Origin of the sequence: Thermomonospora umbrina, from assembly GCF_003386555.1 — a bacterium.
Classification (GTDB): domain Bacteria; phylum Actinomycetota; class Actinomycetes; order Streptosporangiales; family Streptosporangiaceae; genus Thermomonospora; species Thermomonospora umbrina.
In genome coordinates this window covers 5090395-5109945 of the sequence record NZ_QTTT01000001.1, presented here as the reverse complement: position 1 = coordinate 5109945, position 19551 = coordinate 5090395, and the positions used below count along the sequence as shown (strand labels likewise).

Annotated in this window: 17 protein-coding genes and 1 pseudogene; 9 read left to right on the top strand and 9 right to left on the bottom strand. The window is 66.4% G+C overall.

Translation table 11 applies throughout. The annotated features are described in order from the left end of the window. Positions 1-55: 55 nt before the first annotated feature. From pyrH to rpsB, 3 genes are all read right to left on the bottom strand, one after another. Entirely contained in the window at positions 56-757 is a 702-nt protein-coding gene (gene pyrH, locus DFJ69_RS22750; protein WP_245974772.1) for a UMP kinase, read from the bottom strand. A 269-nt stretch (positions 758-1026) separates the two neighbouring features. Beyond that, complete coding sequence (tsf, locus tag DFJ69_RS22745; RefSeq protein WP_116024470.1) at positions 1027-1863, bottom strand: translation elongation factor Ts; 837 nt, start codon at positions 1861-1863, stop codon at positions 1027-1029. An 88-nt stretch (positions 1864-1951) separates the two neighbouring features. Next, a complete protein-coding gene (gene rpsB / locus DFJ69_RS22740) occupies positions 1952-2944 on the bottom strand; it encodes a 30S ribosomal protein S2 (RefSeq protein ID WP_116024469.1) in 993 nt (330 codons plus the stop codon). Positions 2945-3579: 635 nt separating this feature from the next. On the opposite strand from rpsB, the gene DFJ69_RS34985 reads away from it, so the two are divergent. The 6 genes and pseudogenes from DFJ69_RS34985 (at position 3580) to DFJ69_RS22710 (ending at position 8573) form a co-directional block, all read left to right on the top strand. Continuing rightward, positions 3580-3969: a M23 family metallopeptidase gene (locus DFJ69_RS34985; protein WP_211328707.1), complete on the top strand. Its 390-nt coding sequence runs from the start codon at positions 3580-3582 to the stop codon at positions 3967-3969. A 240-nt stretch (positions 3970-4209) separates the two neighbouring features. Then, complete coding sequence (locus DFJ69_RS22730; protein WP_116024468.1) at positions 4210-4689, top strand: macro domain-containing protein; 480 nt, start codon at positions 4210-4212, stop codon at positions 4687-4689. Between the two features lie 304 nt (positions 4690-4993). After that, positions 4994-5198 (top strand): annotated as a pseudogene (locus DFJ69_RS22725) (sulfurtransferase); the annotation flags it as partial. Between the two features lie 206 nt (positions 5199-5404). Beyond that, positions 5405-5779 (top strand): YraN family protein, encoded by a 375-nt coding sequence (locus DFJ69_RS22720; protein ID WP_116024467.1) that lies wholly within the window; start codon positions 5405-5407, stop codon positions 5777-5779. A gap of 1 nt (position 5780) precedes the next feature. Next, positions 5781-6758 (top strand): YifB family Mg chelatase-like AAA ATPase, encoded by a 978-nt coding sequence (locus DFJ69_RS22715; RefSeq protein WP_116024466.1) that lies wholly within the window; start codon positions 5781-5783, stop codon positions 6756-6758. An 87-nt stretch (positions 6759-6845) separates the two neighbouring features. Beyond that, positions 6846-8573 carry a recombinase family protein gene (locus DFJ69_RS22710; RefSeq protein ID WP_116024465.1) on the top strand — a complete coding sequence of 576 codons (1728 nt, stop codon included), beginning with the start codon at positions 6846-6848 and terminating at the stop codon, positions 8571-8573. 1231 nt (positions 8574-9804) lie between these two features. Here the strand turns inward: DFJ69_RS22710 and DFJ69_RS22700 are convergent. The 4 genes from DFJ69_RS22700 to DFJ69_RS22685 all read right to left on the bottom strand — a co-directional run bounded on the left by DFJ69_RS22700 (position 9805) and on the right by DFJ69_RS22685 (position 12244). Further along, the gene (locus tag DFJ69_RS22700) at positions 9805-10047 is read right to left on the bottom strand and encodes a DUF397 domain-containing protein (protein WP_116024463.1); all 243 of its coding nucleotides are present in this window, start codon (positions 10045-10047) and stop codon (positions 9805-9807) included. A gap of 656 nt (positions 10048-10703) precedes the next feature. Next, positions 10704-11540, bottom strand: coding sequence for a helix-turn-helix domain-containing protein (locus DFJ69_RS22695; protein ID WP_116024462.1), 837 nt, complete (start codon positions 11538-11540; stop codon positions 10704-10706). A 1-nt stretch (position 11541) separates the two neighbouring features. Beyond that, positions 11542-12066, bottom strand: coding sequence for a DUF6879 family protein (locus DFJ69_RS36355; RefSeq protein ID WP_116024461.1), 525 nt, complete (start codon positions 12064-12066; stop codon positions 11542-11544). Then, positions 12050-12244, bottom strand: coding sequence for a hypothetical protein (locus DFJ69_RS22685; RefSeq protein ID WP_116024460.1), 195 nt, complete (start codon positions 12242-12244; stop codon positions 12050-12052). The genes DFJ69_RS36355 and DFJ69_RS22685 overlap by 17 nt, the downstream gene beginning before the upstream one ends. A gap of 534 nt (positions 12245-12778) precedes the next feature. Between DFJ69_RS22685 and DFJ69_RS22680 the strand changes: the two genes are divergently transcribed. From DFJ69_RS22680 to dprA, 3 genes are all read left to right on the top strand, one after another. Continuing rightward, positions 12779-13405, top strand: a complete 627-nt coding sequence (locus tag DFJ69_RS22680; protein WP_342769877.1) for an ATP-binding protein — start codon at positions 12779-12781, stop codon at positions 13403-13405. Positions 13406-13697: 292 nt separating this feature from the next. Continuing rightward, positions 13698-13832 (top strand): hypothetical protein, encoded by a 135-nt coding sequence (locus DFJ69_RS36230; protein ID WP_281275882.1) that lies wholly within the window; start codon positions 13698-13700, stop codon positions 13830-13832. A 903-nt stretch (positions 13833-14735) separates the two neighbouring features. Further along, positions 14736-15722 (top strand): DNA-processing protein DprA, encoded by a 987-nt coding sequence (gene dprA / locus DFJ69_RS22665; RefSeq protein ID WP_342769876.1) that lies wholly within the window; start codon positions 14736-14738, stop codon positions 15720-15722. 359 nt (positions 15723-16081) lie between these two features. Here the strand turns inward: dprA and DFJ69_RS22660 are convergent, their stop codons facing one another. After that, positions 16082-16396: a DUF2469 domain-containing protein gene (locus DFJ69_RS22660; RefSeq protein ID WP_116024456.1), complete on the bottom strand. Its 315-nt coding sequence runs from the start codon at positions 16394-16396 to the stop codon at positions 16082-16084. 937 nt (positions 16397-17333) lie between these two features. Continuing rightward, complete coding sequence (locus DFJ69_RS22650; protein ID WP_245974526.1) at positions 17334-18035, bottom strand: ribonuclease HII; 702 nt, start codon at positions 18033-18035, stop codon at positions 17334-17336. Between the last annotated feature and the right edge of the window lie 1516 nt (positions 18036-19551).

Below are 19551 nucleotides of genomic sequence, written 5' to 3'. Positions count from 1 at the left end.
ACCGGCCCGCCGGGCCTCGCTGCGGCGAACCGCCGGCCCGCCTCGAACGGCCCGATCAGCCGTCCGCCGGGCTGACCAGCGTGCCGATCTTGTCACCCCGGACGGCCCGGATGATGTTGCCCTGCCCCATCAGGTCGAAGACCACGATCGGCAGGTTGTTGTCCATGCAGAGGCTGATGGCCGTGGCGTCCATCACCTTCAGTCCCCGCTGTAGGACTTCACCGTAGTCCAAACGGTCGAACTTGACCGCGTCGGGATTCTTCCTGGGGTCGGCGTCGTACACTCCGTCGACCTGGGTGCCCTTGAGCACCGCCTCCGCGCCGATCTCCAGCGCCCGCTGCGCGGCGCAGGTGTCGGTGGAGAAGAACGGCTGACCGAGGCCCGCCCCGAAGATCACGACCCGGCCCTTCTCCAGGTGCCGGATCGCGCGGCGGGGGATGTACGGCTCGGCGACCTGACCCATGGTGATGGCGGTCTGGACCCTCGTGTCGAGGCCGAGCTTCTCACAGAAGTCCTGCAGGGCCAGGCAGTTGATCACCGTGCCCAGCATGCCCATGTAGTCGGAACGACCGCGGTCCATGCCCCGTTCGGCCATCTGCGCGCCGCGGAACATGTTGCCGCCGCCGCAGACCACGGCCACCTGGGTGCCCTCGCCCACCGCGTCGGCGATGGCCTTGGCGATGTGCTGGACGACCCCCGGGTCGATGCCCAGCGGGTCGCCCCCGGCGAACGCCTCCCCGGAGAGCTTCAGCAGCACCCGGCGCCAGCCGCCCCGAGGGAGGCCGGGCTGGGGTGCGGACGCCGTTCCCGACGTCTCCGGGGTCGTTCCGGACTGCGCGGGCGCCGCTCCGGACACCGCCGAGGCGGCGGAGCACGGAACGGGCGCGGACGACGGGGCCGCCGTCGGATCGGTGTTCGGTTTCTCCCCCACGGCGGCGGCCTCCTCGTCGCGACGTCAGTGTGTGCCTTCCCGGATGTCGGCTCCCCCGGGGTCTCTACTCCCGGAGATGCCTCCCGGCAGGGCTCTTAAGCCTGTCCCACCTTGAAACGGGCGAAACGTACGACCTTCACCCCGGCCTCGTCGAGGACCTTGGCGATGGTCTTCTTGCCGTCCTTGACGAACGCCTGCTCGACCAGGACGAAGTCGCGGAAGTAGGCGTTGACCCGGCCCTCGACGATCTTCGGGATGGCCTTCTCGGGCTTGCCCTCGTCGCGGGTGATCTGCTCGGCGAGCGCCCGCTCCTTCTCGATGGCCTCGGCCGAGACCTCGTCGCGGGTGAGGTACTTGGGGGCCATCGCCGCGATCTGCTGGGCGATGTCCTTGGCGATCTCGGCGTTCTCCGCGTCCAGCTCCACCAGCACACCGGTGGTCGGGGGCAGCGAGGGGTCGGACTTGTGCAGGTAGCTGGCCACGTAGGCGCCCTGGTAGTGGGCGAAGCGGCGCAGCTCCAGCTTCTCGCCGATCTTGGCGCTGTTCTCCTCGATCAGGGCCTGGACGGTCTTGCCCGGCTCGATCTCCTGGCCGAGCAGCGCGGGGGCGTCCGCGACACCCGACTCGGCGGCGAAGCGCACCAGCCGGTCGGCCAGCGCGATGAAGCCCTCGTTCTTGGCGACGAAGTCGGTCTCGCAGTTCAGCTCGAGCAGCGCGCCGTCGCCGGTGCCGTTGAAGTGCTCGGCGACCAGTCCGTTGCCGGCGGTGCGCTCGGCGCGCTTGCCGACGTCCTTGGCGCCCTTGAGGCGCAGGATCTCGACGGCCTTGTCGAGTTCGCCGTCGGCCTCGACCAGCGCGTTCTTGCAGTCCATCATGCCGGAGCCGGTCAGCTCGCGGAGCCGCTTGACGTCGGCGGCGGTGAAGTTCGCCATCGCTTCAGATCTCTCTCGTCGGGTTCGTACGATCCGGCGCGGTCCCGGCGGGCGGCCCGGAACGGGGACGCCCGCCGGGGACCTCGGATCAAGCGTTCTCGGAGGCTCCGTCGGCCGGGCCGGCCTCGGCGGTCTCGGTCGACTCCGCGGCGGGCTCCGCCGTCTCCGCCGTCTCGGCGGTCTCGACCGTCTCCGTGGCCTCGGGGGCCTCGGGGGCCTCAGGGGCCTCGGGCGTCGCGGCGGCCTCGGGGGTCTCGGTCGACTCGGCGGCGGGGGCGGTCTCGGCGGGCTTGTCCTTGCCCTCCAGCAGCTCCCGCTCCCACTCGGCCAGCGGCTCGGCGCCCGCGGCGGCCTCGGCGGGCTTGTCGTCCCCGCCGGTGGCGGCGCCCGCGCGGGCCATCAGACCGTCGGCCACCGCGTCGGCGACCACGCGGGTCAGCAGGCTGACGCTGCGGATGGCGTCGTCGTTGCCCGGGATCGGGTAGTCGACCTCGTCCGGGTCGCAGTTGGTGTCCAGGATCGCCACCACCGGGATGCCCAGCTTGCGGGCCTCGTTGACGGCGATGTGCTCCTTCTTGGTGTCCACGATCCAGATCGCGCTGGGCACGCGGGCCATGTCGCGGATGCCGCCGAGGGTGCGCTCGAGCTTGTCCTTCTCGCGCTTGAGGCCCAGCAGTTCCTTCTTGGTCATGCCGGAGCCCGCGACGTCGTCGTAGTTGATCTCCTCCAGCTCCTTGAGCCGGGTGAGCCGCTTGTGGACGGTCGAGAAGTTGGTGAGCATGCCGCCCAGCCAGCGCTGGTTGACGTACGGCATCCCGACCCGCAGCGCCTGGTCGGCGATGGCCTCCTGGCCCTGCTTCTTGGTGCCGACGAACAGGATCGTGCCGCCGTGGGCGACCGTCTCCTTGATGAACTCGAACGCGCGGTCGATGTAGGACAGCGACTGCTGCAGGTCGATGATGTAGATGCCGTTGCGCTCGGTGAAGATGAAGCGCTTCATCTTCGGGTTCCACCGACGGGTCTGGTGGCCGAAGTGAACGCCGCTCTCCAGCAGTTGACGCATCGTGACGACGGGTGACATGCCCGTGTGCTCCTGTCCGGCCCGGTGCGGGCCAATCTCGGTTGCCTGCCCGCGCCCGGACACGCCCCGCCGTCAGTGACGGACCGAGAGGCGATGCCCCGCCAGGGACCCCGAACGAGCGGGGACCGGCGGCAGACGAGCGCGTGAATTCGGCCGCCCGAGACATCTCTCCCGCGCGACCGTGCCCTCAAGTCTATGGGATGTCCGCGAGCGCCGTGGAACCGACGGCCTTCCAGGCCCGCGGACGGTTGTCCACAGTCGCGACGACCCCTGGCGCCCGACCGGAGGGCGGGCCGACGCTGGCCTTCATGACCGTCTTGACGCTGGGCCTCATCTGGGCCATCGCGCTGGGCACGCCCTCTGCGCCTGGGGCCATTGCGGCTTGCGCCCCATCGTCTTCACCGGTGGCTGGGCTGCATTGCCTGCGAGGGTCGTCAGCGGCCTCTGCCGCTTGCGCGCCACTTACCGGCCGAGGGTGCCTGGCCTCTCCGCGAGCCGGTACGACGGGCTCCATATCGGGGTCTGTGTCTCCCGTGCTCGCTTCCGAGCCATCGTCGGCACCGGCTCTATGGGCATGGCCGATACGCCCTTCTCCTGCGGTGGTCCGTCCCTTCTCGCCACCGGCCAGTCCCTGGGTGCCCGGCCACCGCGGCGTCGATCTCGACGCCGCACCTGGCCAAGCCGTGTACGCGGCGGCCCGTGGGAGGGTGTCCTTCGCGGGCCGTATCGCGGGCTATGGGGTGGTGGCCATCACCCACGGCGCCTTGCGCACCACCTACCTGCCCGTGGAACCCGCCGTCCACGTCGGCCAGGCCGTCACCTCCGCCACCGGGATCGGCACGGTCCAGCCCTTCCTCGGCCACTGCGGCCACCGTCACTGCCTCCACTGGGGGGTGCTCCGGGGCACCCAGTACGTCGACCCGTTGGCTCTACTGAGCCTGCGACTCCGCCTGCTGCCCTTCTGGCCTGGGTCCGACGACGGCCTGATCTCTTTGTGGGCCGGAGGCCGTCGCCCAGTGGCTTGAGCCACCGGGTCACGCCTTTCTACGGAACCGATCGCCGTGCCGAGGGCAAGAGACCCCAACGCCGTCCTCGTCTGCCGGCCCGCGGCCGCAGCGACGCGCTGTTCGCCATGCTCCGCGACGAGCAGCCTCAACGACCACGCCGACCCGCACCACCGGCCGCCCGACCACGCCCAAGACGGGCTTTGGCGGCAACAGACGTGGCCGGCGGTTTCGTCGGCATGCGCGGCTATCGTGCCAATCGTGGCGGAGATCCAGTACCTCAACGGCGACGCGACCTCACCTCAGGCCAAAGGACCCAAGGTCATCGCACATATCTGCAACGACCGTGGCGGCTGGGGCAAGGGCTTCGTCCTGGCCATCTCACGACGCTGGCCCGAGCCCGAAGCCGCCTACCGGCGCTGGCACCGCGAACGCGCCACCAACGACTTCGGATTGGGCGCCATCCAACTCATCCGGGTCAAACCAGACACCTGGGTCGCCAACATGATCGGCCAACACGGAATCAAGGCCGGCCGCAGCTCCGGCCCGCCCATCCGCTACGAAGCAGTGCGCGCATGCCTGCAGCACCTCGCCACCCCGGCCGCCCAGCTCAACGCCACCATCCACATTCCCCGCATCGGCTGCGGCCTGGCCGGCGGACGGTGGGAACACATCGAGCCCCTCATCACCAGCGAACTCACCGACAAGGGCCTCGCCGTCACCGTCCATGACAGGCCCTAGTCCCCTCAGAGATCGACGAACGCCATGGGGGCGCACCCGCCTTCACGCGCTTCGGGCACGGAGGAGCAGGTCGATGGACGACGCTCCGCCCTTTAGCCCGGGTTCAAGCCCGAAGAACTGGGGGCGCGTTCCGAGGATCCCAAACCCACCTCGGTCACTCGTACAGCACCAGGTTGCGCGCGGCCAGATGGCGGACTCCAGCCCACCTCGCTCTCGCCGACCTTGAGGGCGGAGGACGTAGGGAACAGTTTCGAGGCCACCGGCGCAGCAGCATCGCCTCATCCGGTCAGTGGACAGCCGTCCGGCCACCTCGTACCAGGCCAAGGAGCGCAGGACCTCGCCATCCGGCGCGTTCCGCGACGAGGTCGTCGACGCGATCGGCAAGGACAACCTGATCGACGTCCGCTCGCCCGACGAGTTCTCCGGCAAGCTGCTCGCTCCCGCCCACCTCCCGCAGGAGCAGGCGCAGCGCCGGCCACGTGCCGACCGCCCGCAGCATCCCGTGGTCCTGCCACCGGGCCGGACGAAGATCAGGCGAAGCACCACTCAGTCGTCCACTCGGCGGACCATCAGAGCCCGGCACCCGCTGGGTGTGCTCACCTTTCTCGGCACTGATGATCACATCGGGCGACTCGTGTCGACTTATCCACAGAAAAGCATTCGTCTTTCCGTCCCTGGTCGTACCCGGCACCGTTGCAGGCGGAGGTGAGGACCGATGGGTTCCAACAAGAAGCAGACCCTGGGCCGCAGCGGCGAGGAGGCCGCGGCCCGCTATCTGGCCGAGCGGCTCGGATGGACGATCGTCACGCGCAACTGGCGCTGCCGCGAGGGAGAGCTCGACATCGTCGCCTATGACGGGCGCCGGCATGTGGTCTGCGAGGTGAAGACGCGGACGGGCACCGCGTTCGGCACCCCGCTCGAGGCGATCACACAGGCGAAGGCCGCGCGGTTAAGGCGGCTGACCGGGCGCTGGGCGTCTCTGAACGGCATCCCCTCGGACACCGTCCGCATCGACGTGATCGGCCTGGTCGTCGCCGTACGAGGCGATCGTCCGGGCTTCGACCTGGATCATGTGCGGGGGGTGTGTTGAGATGGCCCTCGCCAAGACCAGATCGGTGGCGCTCGTCGGGGTGGACGGCTTCGTGGTCGACGTCGAGGCCGCGATCACGAGCGGAGTGCCGGGCCTGCATCTCGTCGGCCTACCGGACGCCGCGTTGAACGAGGCCCGCGACCGCGTCCGGGCGGCGATCTTCAATTCCGGTGAACCCTGGCCCAGCAGACATGTCACGATCAGCCTCTGCCCGGCGAGCCTCCCCAAGAAGGGGTCGGGGTTCGATCTGAGCATCGCGGTTGCGCTCCTCGCCGCCGCCGAGACCCTCGACCCCGCCACCTGCGCGGGCATGGTGATCATGGGCGAGCTGGGCTTGGACGGGCGCATCCGGGCGACACCGGGCGTGCTCCCGGCCGTTCTCGCCGCGGCCCACGCCGGCTATCGGACGGTCGTCGTGCCGCGGGCCAACGCCGCCGAGGCGGAGCTGGTGCCCAACATCGAGGTCATCGCCCCGTCCTCGCTCCGCGGCCTGCTGTGTCACCTGCGCGATCAGCCTCCACCGCTGGAGCCGGACGAGGCGGACTCCCCCGGCCCGCCGCCGACACCCGACGGCTTAACGGCCCGTTCAAGAGATCTCCGGGGAGATCTCGACCTGGCCGACGTACGCGGCCAGGCGGACGCCCGTCGAGCTCTGGAGATCAGCGCGGCCGGTGGACATCACCTTTTCTTCTATGGTCCGGCCGGCTGCGGAAAGACGATGTTGGCCGAACGGCTGCCGACGCTCCTCCCGCCCCTCGATCGCGAGGCCGCCTTGGAGGTCACCGCCATCCACTCGGTGGCGGGCACTCTTCCGCCGGGGCAACCGTTGGTCTCCAGGCCGCCGTTCTACGCCCCGCATCACACCGCGACCCGGGCGGCCATGGTCGGCAGCGGACAGGGCCGGATGCTCCAGCCGGGCGCCGCCTCTCTGGCTCACCAGGGCATTCTCTTTCTGGACGACCCCAAGGAACTAGATTGACACCGCCCGTCTCACTGGCCTAGCTTGCCCTCAGATGTCCCCCTTGTTGGGGTGTCGGACAGCTTAAACCCCCAGGTCAGGAGGCACATGGTGAGCAAGGCAGGCAAGCGGGTCCTAGGCGTGGTCCGCCTGTCCAACCTCACAGACAGCACGTCGAGCCCCGACAGGCAGAAGCAGAAGGTCGAGCAGTGGGCCGGACTCCATGACGCCAACGTTGTCGGCATCGCAGAAGACCTTGACGTCTCCGCTATCAGCGCTTCCCCCTGGGACCGACCTTCCCTCAGGAAGTGGCTCGACAGGCCGGAAGACTATGACGTAATCGTCGCTTGGAAGCTTGATCGGCTAGCCCGAAAGACCAAGGACTTTCTAGAACTTCTGGAGTGGGCCGACAAGCACGCGGTTCAGATCGTCGCGGTAGACGACGGAATCGACCTATCTACTGACATCGGTCGCATGGTCGCGACCATCCTCAGCGTGTTCGCAGAGTTTGAAGGCAAGACCATGAAGGTTCGGGCCAAACAGACCTACGAACACAACATCCGTGCCGGCAAGTGGCGTGGTGGGTTCGTCCCCTACGGATACCAGCCGATGCAGACGGCTGAAGGTTGGGGCCTTGAGCCCCATCCTGTGACCTCCGAAATCATCCGTGACGTCATCCGACGCATCATCGAAGGAGAGTCCGCCAACAGCGTGACGGAAGACCTCAACCGGCGGAAGGTGCCTAGTTCTCTCGATCAACAGAGGATCGACCAGGGGAAGGAACCCAAGGGAAGCCTTTGGCGAGTAGGGAATCTACTCAAGATGCTTCGCTCGAAGACTCTACTTGGCCAGTATGAGGCAGAGGGTTCGCAATATCGCGATGGACAGCGCAAGGTCATCACGGGTGATGACGGGCTACCTGTGCAACGAGCGGAACCCCTAATCCCTCTCCAGACCTGGGAAGAGTTGCAAGAGCGCCTAGAGAAGAACAGCAACAAGCGCAGTGGTAACCGTCGGGGTGGTTCCTTGCTCCGACAAGTGGCATTTTGTGCCATCTGCCAACGGCCCATGTACACGGTCACCGGGAGAGGAGGCACCTACTACCGTTGCGCCTCTCGCGCAGTAGGCAGTTACGACTGCGGCAACCGCACTGTGAAGGCGGTTGAGCTTGAGACGATTCTTGAGGATGACATTCTCTACAAGGTCGGAGACCTGGAACGCATGGAGAGGGTCATCATTCCAGGGGAAGACCACACTCAAGCGCTTGAACAGACAAAGCGAGCCATGGAAGATGTCCGCAAAGAGAAGGACCAAGGATTTTATGACTACGTAGGTGGTGAAGACGAGTATCAGGGACGCATGTCCCAGCTTTTGACCACACGGAAGAAGCTTGAGGCGCTGCCACAGCGACCCACCCGAGTTGAGTGGAGAGGGACAGGCGAGACCTTCCGTGAGTACTGGTCGCGCCTATCGGTCGAAGAAAAGGGCCGCTACCTCCGTGACTGTGGTATCCGTATCGACGTCCTACGGTGGCCAGGTGACGCTGTTCCCGTCCTACCCGACCTAGAAGACCCTTACCCAGACGGCCCTAAGGCCAAATTCATAGACGGGGCAACCTACTCACTCGGGAGCCGTTACCCCAAGGGCAAGGGAAGGCCATCGGCTATCACCTCCGTTCACCTTGGCGACTTGGTAGACCTATATTCGAGGGCTACGGGTCTCGATAGGGATTCCGCCGAAGCCCAGGAATGGGCTAAGAAGGTCACAACACAGCCAAGCGAAGAGGAACATAGAAGGATCTGGCAGGAACTCATGAATGAGGCGAGTGCCCAATGACTAACAACAACCAGACACCGGCAGTACTGCTTTCCACATCATCTACCACCTTCCTACTCTGGCATGGAGAACTAGCCCGTGAGATGGATGTAAGTAGTACCCCTCTCAGGATCCAACTGAAAGAGGTCATGCCGCGAAGTGCGGCAGCGGTCTATGCCGTCGCGTCCTTCATGGCCGCGTGGGGCTCTAAGGGGGCCGACTCTTTCCCCGGGGAGCGCCGACTTGAAGAGGCGCTAGGCATGAATCGCACAACCGTCCGCAAGGCCCGGAAGGTTCTGGTCGATACCGGATGGCTCACCATCACCGGTAAGGCCAAGGGGCCTAACGGTGAGTTCAGCATCTATCAGATCTCCATACCGGTCCCTCGATGGAAGGACAGTTGGAACAAGTACAAGGCAAGGGATGCGGAAGCGCCTAAGCCACAGGACGCAGAAGTGGCGCAACCCGCTGAGGGACAGATCCCCAAGCCTAAGCCGGTATCGGCTGAGGCTGCGCCGATTGGACCTGAAGACTCCAGTACCGAGGCATCTCCGGCTTTCCCTTGCCCTGAGTGCGAGCGGGGGAACACCTACGTTAACTCCTACCACGACATGACATGCCCGCTGCGGAGACCCCCCATGCGAGACCCGTTCCGTGAAACTCTCGATCGTCAGGGGTTTCTCTAGAGCGTCAGGGGTGGACCCTCTAGAGGTTTCTAGGTGGATCTCCTAGAGGGTCCCTACCAGTCCCCCCTTAAGGGGGACGACTTGATACCAATCTAATAGATACATAGTTCTAGGTAGATGAGGGAGCCCTCTAGGGGGCTCCCTCAGTCATGTTGGTAATACTAACCACTGGGGAGCCCCAGTATGGGACTCCCCTAATCAGTCGCTACCGAGACTCAGTAGGTCACTCCGGTCTAGGGACCTTCGTTCCTGGTGACTGCGGCAAGCTCCTTCGGTCGCCGCAGTAAAGGCAGGGAACTGCCGTTCCCCTCACCTACCAACCTCCGACCATCCTCTGTTCCCGACTCCTGTCGAGTCGGGCCTAGAGCAACCACCTAACCAACAACCATCTAACCCACAGAGCCCTCAGAACCAATCTGAGGGCCTATACACACCCAACCCTTAGCCGGAGTGAGGGCTAGACCCTCACAGGGGCTTACAGGGGCTCTCAGAGCCGTAGAGAGCCACTAGGGGTAACCCTGGGCCGGTTCCCCTCCTACCGACCGACCCAGGGCGCTAGGCGTCCCCTACCGGCCTGGGGGCCTGTGCAGCTCTGCCATGAGGCGTCGCCAGGCAACACCACCCACCAAGAGCACAGGGCCGTCAGGGTCCGTCGAGTCCCTGACGGCAACGCCATCGGGAGTCCCTGCCAACTCGACACACCCGTCTTGGTTCAGTTCCTCGCATCGTGAGGACTTCCTAAAGTCCAAGGGTTTCACCTTTGCTTTCCCTCCCGGGAAGTTGTGGGCAGGCGCAGGCGAATGCCGCATACTGAATCTCGCGAACCTTGACGGCACACCAACCGGCGTCTATTAGGTCGATGGCCCGTTGATAGTTCTGGTGGTCGCCAATCTGGCGACCATCGGAGATGAGTAGCTCGCGAACCACACTGCGAGCGGTCTCCCTGTCCAAGGGATCGGGTGTGGTCCGTAGCTTCCCGCTACGGTTAGAGCCGACATGCCAGTGGTCGGCCACAGCCGGGAATGGGGCCATGGTCCACCCCTAGGCCGGCCGTGAACCGGTCCGGCTAGCCTTCCCGGAGCGTTCCGGGGTCAGAACGTGAGATACCCGTTCGACGGCACTGCTCATGTGTCGTACCGGGCATATGGGCTGTCCCCATGAGTAGCGGTAGAACGCTTCGCCGTTGTGCTGTCCGACGCTGATGTCTTCCGCTAGCTCTCCGCACTCCATGTTAACGACCCGGACATACGGGGGCTTATCCAGAGGCTGCACTACCCGAGTCCGGAACCCATGGGCCGCCAAGGCGCGGCCTAGTTCCTCAAGGCTGGATACGAGTTCCTGACTGTCCGTTGCCGTTGCGTCCATACCGCAACGCTAGGACTCTGACTATGACGGGACCAAGCATTTTCCCGTCATGAAATAAATCAACTCCGACACGAGTCGGACATTCCAGTTCGAGAATGTCTCACCTTCGGGTCTGAAAGTCCCTGCTCCAAGATGTGAGCAGCACTCTAGCCTCATCGTCATAGACCGCGTGCCGTTCAAAGAACGAGAAGACCCCGAGATAGAAATCAACATCTCTTGGATCGCGCATAATGATTGCGCCTGAAAATATCTCAGCGGTCACTAGCTTGTCGTCGTAGACCGTAAATACACTTAGCGGACCTCGCGCCACCTGAGTCCGCATGGGGATGATGCCTATCCGCACATTAGGCAAGTGTGACACCGATATAAGGCGGTCCATCTGGGCTGCCATCATTCGAGGTGGACACAACTCCCAGCGCGTTGCAGCTTCGGTCAGCAAGAAACTAAATTGCTTGGACTCGCCATAGATCACAGATTGCCGCTCTAGCTTCTTGGCCATCTGTAGGGTGTGATCGCCAGGGTAGGCCGACAGAGAGGCTCGCATATATTCAGGCGTCTGCAACAGGCCGGTAATCATGGTGGGTAGGAAGTACCGGAACTCTATCGAGGTGGCCTCTAGTGTGGCCAACTCGTTTTGCTTGTGGTGAAGCCCTCTCCTTAGAGATGCTTTTAGATCCTGGTATTCAGTGTTGGCCAGGCGAGCGAGCGCCGTGACTTCCTCGACAAGATCCCCGGGCGCGTTGACAGCGCGCAGAATGCGTTCAACGTCCGCGATGCTGGGGAGAATTTTCCTTGTCTCTATCTTGGATATCTTGCTCTGCGACATGCCCGCGCGCCTTGCGACAGTCTCACCAGTCAGACGCGCATCTTTGCGTAGCTGCCTCAGGATATCGGAGAGATCGTCACGACGCCGCCCCAGCTCATCTGGTTCCAGCAACTCAGACCCGGTACTGTCCTAGGGGCACGGCATCTCTCAATGCCGTGTCCCGGTAACGAATGAACATCTCAGTGTCTGGGTTATCGAGAAGTTCTCTGCCGATCTGCGTTCCGTCAGGGCGGTAAGTCAGCCGGACTATGCTCGGATGATCGGACATCACATCGAACGCCCAGAAGTCCTGATCGGGCAAGTCCAGGTCACCTCTGTCCGTGATGTCGAGTATCCGAATATCCTCCCCCGCCTGAACGTTGAGTGGGTAGGCCCATGCGAATTGATACCGGATGTAGTCCGTAAAAGGACGTCGCACAAGGCGAACACGTCCCACCGTTCGACCTGTCGCCCGGTAGTTAGTGAGGCGCTCCCGCCACACCTCGTTATGCGTAGGCGGGCAGGGTTCCCCAGCAAGGAATCGGCTGAACGGTTCCCGCTCACCCGGCATCGTGTAGACCGGCCTTGTTTCGAGTCGGAACGCAGAATTCTTGAACGAGTCGAAGTGCTTTCGCCATGCCTCATTGTCCAAGAGCACGGGCAGCCTCCAAAAGGATCGCTTCGGGGATGAGAACGACGCTTTCCCGAGCCGGTATGGACATGTCCGAGTCGGTGTAGGTGTCGCCCTGAACGGCGACCATGCCGTTACCAGCGCGGTAGACCGTAGGGCAGTCGTCATTGTCACAGACAGGGCCAGCGATTTTGACCAGCTTCATAGCATCTCGCTTCCTGGTTGCTTCCTCTGCTGGAGACGGTATGCGCGAGCTGTCATACGGTCAACGGGGTAAGGAGAATATTCCAGTTCTAGAATAACATGAGGTGTACTCATGTTTCAGAAGGTTCCCCATTTCATACCGGGACAGACGAACAGCCCCCGGCGGGGGCTACTGAGGTAGACAGGGGGCATTACCCCGGGGGGGTTTTACCATGTCGTTACATCTCGGCTAGCCCTTGGTCCGTACGGGCTGACGGCTTGTCGAGACGTCCCAGACCGACGTCTGGGATCCGTACAACGGGTGAGAGGGGGGACGTCAGTCTCCCCTCTCAGGTGAGGCGCTGGACATCCCCCACCCTGTAGGCAGGCCCCGAGAGGACACAACGTCGTCGCATGGCTGGTTAAGGGCCTTACGTCGTCCCCTCACACCCGGTGCCGACGCGTGGCCTCAGGGGGCATCTGAGAGCCGTTGAGCGAGTCTGCATAGCTATGCAACGGGCCTCTGAGGCCCGAGATCGTTTGTGAACTTCCCACAGTGTGTAAACCCATCTACCTAGACGAGGCCCCGGAGTTCCAGTCCGGGGTTCTCGACGCGCTCCGGCAGCCGCTGGAGGAGGGGGAGGTCATGATCGCCCGAGCCGGGGCGAGCACCCGGTTCCCGGCCCGCTTCACCCTGGTCCTCGCCGCCAATCCCTGCCCCTGCGCTGCCGCCAAGTCGATCGACTGCACCTGCACTCCGGCCGTACGGCACAAGTACCTGGCACGAATCTCGGGTCCCCTGCTCGACCGCATCGACCTCAAGCTCGAGCTCCACCCGGCCACCCGCGCCGAACTCCGCTACGACCTCGAATTGATCGAGCCGAGCGAGGTCGTGGCCGAACGCGTCCTCAACGCCCGCGAACGCGCGGCCAAACGCCTCGCGGGCACCCCTTGGCGCACCAACGCCGAGATCCCCGGGCCGCAACTTCGCCGTCGTTTCCTGCCTCCGACCGAGGCCATGACGTCGATCGACCGGCTCCTGCAGACCGGCGCCCTGAGCGCACGAGGTCTTGACCGCGTGCTCCGCACCGCGTGGACCTGCGCAGACCTCGCCGGACGCGACAGCCCTTCGGCGACCGACATGGACAGCGCCTTCGCCCTCTGGACGGGGAGACGATCATGATCACCCGACTCGATGCTCTCCGCTCACCTCTGCCACCCGCCGCCGGACCGTCGTGTCCACCCAGGCCCAAACAGCAGTCGTCCGCATCCACGAACGAGACCACGGCCGTCGCCCACATCCAGCCGGTCGGTGCCTCCAGCGGATGGTCCTGTGGGGTGAACAGGCTCCGGCCAATCCGAAGCCGTGCCCGCCGGGCGCACCTCGCCACCCCTGCAAAGACCGAACGGGCCCGCGCCGAGGCCCTCGACGTCGGTGAAGGGTGCCGATCCGGCGGGAGACGCCGAGGACAGCGGTGCGTACCCATGACCTCGAAACACGCTTCCTCCAAGGCCCCCTCAACACCCGAGGCCTCACCGCCGCCCTCCACGCCCCATGGCGCGGCCTCATCCCCGACACCGTCGGTCTCGCCCTGGTGAGCGCCTACTGATCGGCGCACGCCCACACACACCTCCCCGCGCAAATCCACACCCACATCACGTCCACGTCCACGCCGACATCACGTCCCCGCACTCGCCCACATCACGTCCCGTCCACGTCCACATCCACCTCCACCTCCACGCGCACCCCCAGGTCACGTCCACGCGCACGCCCACGCGATGTCCCACACGCACGTCTCCCCACGTCCACGTCCACGCCTCCGCGCACGCCCACATCATGTTCACGCGCTGGCCTACCTCCACCTCCACGCCCACATCATGTCCACGCGCTCGCCTACCTCCACCTCCACGCCGACATCACGTCCCCGGGCACGTCACTTCCACGCGCACGCCCACCCCCAGATCACGCCCACGCCCACGCCATGTCCCACACGCACCTCCCCCACGTCCACGCCTCCGCGCACGCCCAGCCCACGCCCACATCACGTCCCCGCGCTCGCCCACCTCCACGTCCACGCCCACCTCCACGTCCACGCCCACATCACGTCCACGTCCACGCCCACATCACGTCCACGTCCACGCCCACATCACGTCCACGTCCACGTCCACGTCCACGTCCACGTCCACGTCCACGTCCACGTCCACGTCCACGTCCACGGGAGCTTGTTCCACGACGGCGTTGCCACGACGCGTTCCGCCTGAAAGTGACCGCACCACGGAAGCAGGCTCCTGCAGGTCCGGCCCATCCGCCGTCCGCCGCACCGACCCCAAAGGAGGGTTCCATGACCGTCTCCGATGATGAGAGGTTGGCACGCGCCGCGCTTTGTGCCATCGCGGAGCCAGGCGATGCACTGCTCGGCAGACTGATCGCGACGTTAGGCGCCGACGGCGCGCTGGCTGTCGTACGAGGAGGGGAGCCGCTCCCCAAGGCGATTCCGGCCACCGATGCCGCCTTGGCGAGACTCGCGGCATGGAGGACTCGGCTGGAGGCCGCGGATCCCGATGTCGATCTGAGCATCTGCGAGAGGCTCGGCGGCCGCCTGGTGTGCCCAGGCGATCCGGAGTGGCCCGCCACCCTGGACGATCTCGGTGAGCGCCGGCCCTACGCGCTGTGGCTCCGCGGATCCGCCGACCTGCGCTACACCTGCCTCCGTTCCGTCGCGATCGTCGGGGCCCGAGCCGCGTCGTCGTACGGCCTGCGCATCGCGGCCGAACTGGGCGCGGAGTTGGCGGCGGCGGGTTGGACGGTGGTCAGCGGAGGCGCGCTGGGCATCGACGCGGCGGCCCACCGCGGAGTGCTGGCGGCCGACGGGCACACGGTCGCCGTCTTCGCCAACGGGGTGGACCGCTTCTACCCGCCCCGCAACGACGCCATCTTCATGGAGATCCTCGATCAGGGCTTGTTGGTCAGCGAGTCCCCGCCCGGTACCGACCCCAACCGTCTGCGCTTCCTGGTGCGAAATCGCCTCATCGCCGCCCTCACCAAGGGCACCGTCGTCGTCGAGGCCGCCGCCCGCAGCGGGGCGCTCAACACGGCCGCTCACGCCCGGCACCTGGGGCGGGCACTCATGGCGGTACCGGGCCCCGTCGATTCGCGCAGCTCCGTGGGCTGCCACAAGCTGCTCCGCGAGGTTCCGTCCGCCCGCTGCGTGACCCAGGTCTCCGAGGTCATCGAGGAGATCGGCCAGATCGGCACCGACCTGGCCCCGATACCGCAAGGACCCGTACTCCCACGAGACTCTCTCGACCCGACGACCAGGGCCGTCCTCGAGGCGATGCCGGCCCGCGGCGCCGCGGGGCCCGCCGAGATCGCGGTCAAGGCCGGGGTCGACCTCCCCACCGCCGGCGGACGACTGGGCCAGCTCTCCGCGGCCGGCTTCATCGAACGCGCCCCCACCGGCTGGCGTCTGCGCCGCCCAAAGAAGGACACCCGCTCATGACCCCGACCGCGCCACTCTCTCGCTCCCTCAGAACGCAGACGCGTCCTACCATCCGAAACCGTGGTCGATCACCCTCCACCAGCCCGTACGACGACAGCCGACATCGGCCACTTCTCACGCCAGCCACCGCCAACGCCGGCCACGGCCAACGCGGGCCACCACTGGCACTAGTGGCTTCGGGACACCCGGATGCCTTGTGGAGAGCGCACCCCGGCGAGGAGGGACAGGGTCGGCGAGGTCGTCGCGGAGTTCGGCGCGGGTGGCCAGCCGGAACACGGGCGGTGTGCGTTCAAGGTGTGGGTTGAAGGGGTCGGTGAGGCCATCGAGGGGGGTTGTGCGGTGGTGGGCCCGCGGGCAGGTCAGCCGTTGGCGGGGAGCTCCAGGTCGCTCTTGGCCAGTTCCTCGACGTTCACGTCCTTGAAGGTGACGACGCGGACGTTCTTGACGAAGCGGGCCGGGCGGTACATGTCCCAGACCCATGCGTCCTGCATGGTGACCTCGAAGAAGACCTCTCCGTTCTCAGTGCTGCGGACCTGGAGGTCGACGGTATTGGTGAGGTAGAACCGACGCTCGGTCTCGACCACGTAGGTGAAGAGGCCGACGACGTCGCGGTACTCGCGATAGAGCTGCAGCTCCATCTCGGTCTCGTACTGCTCCAAGTCGTCAGCAGACACTACTTCTCCCCCGTACGTCCGACAGGAGCCATCTCACCAGGCATTTCGCCCCCGATCGCCCCGTGTCGCGCCTCAACACCATTGAACATCCGCTGATGCCCGCCGCCTCTCCGTGACGGTGGCCACCCTTCTCCCTAGAGGGTATTGGAGTTCGCGGAAGACGAGCGAGGGAGGGACTGATCAGGTGTGGTCGGAGCCGGTGCTCGGACGACGACCAACGCCGAGCAGGCGATCTGGTCGGTCACCGGAGGGCCGGTGGCATCAAAGTTGCGGGACGAGGAAGCCCTCACCAGCCTGGTCACGCTCGAGGCGCTGGACCGCCGCGGGCTGCGGCCCGGGCTGGTGAAGTCGGGCTCGGTGCCGTGACGGCGTCTGGACACGTCATCGGACCTGCGCGCCACCCTCACGACGGTGCTGCCACGCCGCCACCGCCGCCGCTGCCGCCGGAGGCGGAGTCGGAGGAAGAGTCGGAGGAAGAGTCGGAGGCGAGGGCGGAGGCGAGAGGCGGAGACGGGGGCCGGAGGCGGGAGGAGGCGGAGGCGGGAGGAGGCGGAGGCGGGAAGCGGAGATCGCCGTACTGGGCTCGTCGGACCCGGGAGTCGACCCGCGTCATCGATGGCGTTCCCGACCAGCAAGCCAGGCGCTGCTGTGGAGCGGCTACCACCAGCGCGGACGTCTGAGAGAGTGCCTGCGTCCCGTCAGGCAAAGCCGTCCCGCGAGGCAGGGCCGAAACACCGCACCCTCCCGCTCGGGAAGCTGGAGAGCAGTGCTCCTCGGCTCGCGCGCAGCCGCGACAACGGCGTCCCTCCCGCCTCGCGGGGAGTGCCTAGGAAGCATTTCCTCGGCCCCCACGCAGGAAGGATCGGCAACAGCGCGCCCTCCACTGGGGAAGCCCGAGGATACGGTCCCGGCCGGAGCACCGCCCGTCCGCCGGCGTTCAGGCCCGCACGCCCTCCCCCGCCAGGTCGAACACGTCGGCCGCCGACCCGTTGTTCCGCACCCGGGCCACGTTCACGAATGACATACGGTGCTCGGGACACGGCCCGTGGGCCACTAGCGCCGCCGTGTGCTCGCGGGTGATGTAGCCCTTGTGCTCGGCGAAGCCGTACTGGGGAAAGCGCTCGTGGAGCAGGACCATGAGACGATCCCGGGTGACCTTGGCGATCACCGAGGCCGCCGCCACGCACGCCGCGGTGCGGTCGCCCTTCGGCACGGCCAGACCGGGAACGTCCAGCCCGGGAACGCGGAAGCCGTCGCTGAGGACGTAGGCGGGCCTGGTGTCCAACGCCACGAGGGCCCGTCGCATCCCCGTGATGTTGCAACGGTGGAGGCCGATCCGGTCGATGTCATGGCGAGGGACGACCAGCGCCGACCAGGCGACCGCCCGGTCGACGATCTCGGCGTAGATCAGCTCTCGGCGGCGGGGCGTCAGCAGCTTGGAGTCGGTCAGCCCGTCGATCACCCCGCGCCGCCCCGAGGGCAGGATCGCCGCCCCGATGACCAGGGGACCCGCACACGCCCCCCTCCCCGCCTCGTCCACGCCCGCCACCGGGCTGAACCCGGCATGCTCGAGGGCACGTTCGAGCCCGTACAACCCCGCATCCCGTCGGGGCGTGAACCGGAGCGGACGCCTCATCATGCACCGAAGCGTACGTTCTGCCGGATGCTCTCGCAGCGCGGACGTTCAGAACGCGGACACCCACCCGCCCGTCGCCGCCGGGGTCAGGAACGACGGCCCCAAAGGCCGACCCAGCCAGACCGCACACACCCGCCCGACCGTCGCGAAAACAGCCAGGAACGGAGAGCACGGAGTCCGCAACGCAACCAGGTCACTGGAACGGCACCACCAAGCCACACCCGCCTACCGGCACAGGCACAGGCACAGGCAGGAACGGTGTACGCGAAGGCCTAGACGCAGCCAGATGAAGAAAACCGCACCCCAAGCACCCACACGCCCACCCCACACCGGCACGGACGCGGTCAGGAAAGGCGAGCGCAAGAACCGCGACGCAGGCCAGATCACGGAAACCGCACCACCAAGCCCCGCACACCCCGACCGACGCCGACGGGCTCAGGCGCCGCAGACGCCCTCCCGCACCGGCACGGACGCAGAACGGTGGACGTGGGGCCGAGACGTTGCCAAGTCACCGGAACCGCACTCCAAGCACCCACACGCACACCCGCACCGGCACGGACGCGGTCAGGAAAGGCGAGCGCGAAAGCCGCGACGCAGGCCAGGCCACGGAAACCGCACCGCCAAACCACGCACACCCCGATCGACGCCGACGGGGTCAGGAGCCGGAGACGCCCGCCGGCACCGACACAGCCGCAGCCGCAGCCGCAGAACGGTGGACACGAACGCCGTGACGCAGCCAGAAGATGGGAACCGCACCCCAAGCGCCCACTCGCACCGGCTCGGACGCGGTCAGGAACGGCGAGCACGGAGTCCGCAACGCAGCCAGGTCACTGGAACGGCACCACCAAACCCCGCACACCCTGACCAACGCCGACGGGGGTCAGGAGCCGTAGACGCCCACCCGCACCGACTCGGACGCAGAACGGCGGACGTGGGGCCGAGACGTTGCCAAGTCACCGGAACCGCACTCCAAGCACCCAGACGCCACCTGCACCGGCACGGACGCGGTCAGGAAAGGCGAGCGCGAAAGCCGCGACGCAGGCCAGGTCACGGGAACCGCACCGCCGGGCCCACGCGACCGGCCCTGACGCGGACGCGGTCACGAGCCGCGGGCGCGACAGCCGAGACGAAGCCAGGTGACGGGAACCGCAACAACAGACCACGCAAGCCCCGACCGACGCCCACGCTGTCAAGGGCGACGGACGCGAAAGCAGTGGCGCAGCCAGGTCATGGGAACTGCACGACCACCCGCGCCGACGGGGGCCGGAGCCGCGAGGCCCTTCCGCACCGACTCGGACGCGGAGGCCGAGACGAAGCCAGATGGCGGGAACCGCGCTCCACGCCCCCAGACGCCCGTCCGCACCGACGCCACGCCCTCGAGAACGGTGGACGCAAAACCGAGACGCAGCCAGACGACGGGAACCACATTCCCAACCCCGGACCCGCCCGTCCCGCACGGACGCCACGCCGTCGAGAACGGTGGACGCAAAACCGAGGCGCTGCCAGACGATGGGAACCG

What these genes read in the sequence shown, in the direction of transcription:
- DFJ69_RS22720 (WP_116024467.1), top strand. Translation starts at nt 5,405, where the DNA reads ATGGGTTCCAACAAGAAGCAGACCCTGGGCCGCAGCGGCGAGGAGGCC.
- DFJ69_RS22700 (WP_116024463.1), bottom strand. Translation starts at nt 10,047, where the DNA reads ATGCGGCATTCGCCTGCGCCTGCCCACAACTTCCCGGGAGGGAAAGCA.
- DFJ69_RS22715 (WP_116024466.1), top strand. Translation starts at nt 5,781, where the DNA reads ATGGCCCTCGCCAAGACCAGATCGGTGGCGCTCGTCGGGGTGGACGGC.
- DFJ69_RS22685 (WP_116024460.1), bottom strand. Translation starts at nt 12,244, where the DNA reads ATGAAGCTGGTCAAAATCGCTGGCCCTGTCTGTGACAATGACGACTGC.
- tsf (WP_116024470.1), bottom strand. Translation starts at nt 1,863, where the DNA reads ATGGCGAACTTCACCGCCGCCGACGTCAAGCGGCTCCGCGAGCTGACC.
- rpsB (WP_116024469.1), bottom strand. Translation starts at nt 2,944, where the DNA reads ATGTCACCCGTCGTCACGATGCGTCAACTGCTGGAGAGCGGCGTTCAC.
- DFJ69_RS22650 (WP_245974526.1), bottom strand. Translation starts at nt 18,035, where the DNA reads ATGATGAGGCGTCCGCTCCGGTTCACGCCCCGACGGGATGCGGGGTTG.
- DFJ69_RS22710 (WP_116024465.1), top strand. Translation starts at nt 6,846, where the DNA reads ATGGTGAGCAAGGCAGGCAAGCGGGTCCTAGGCGTGGTCCGCCTGTCC.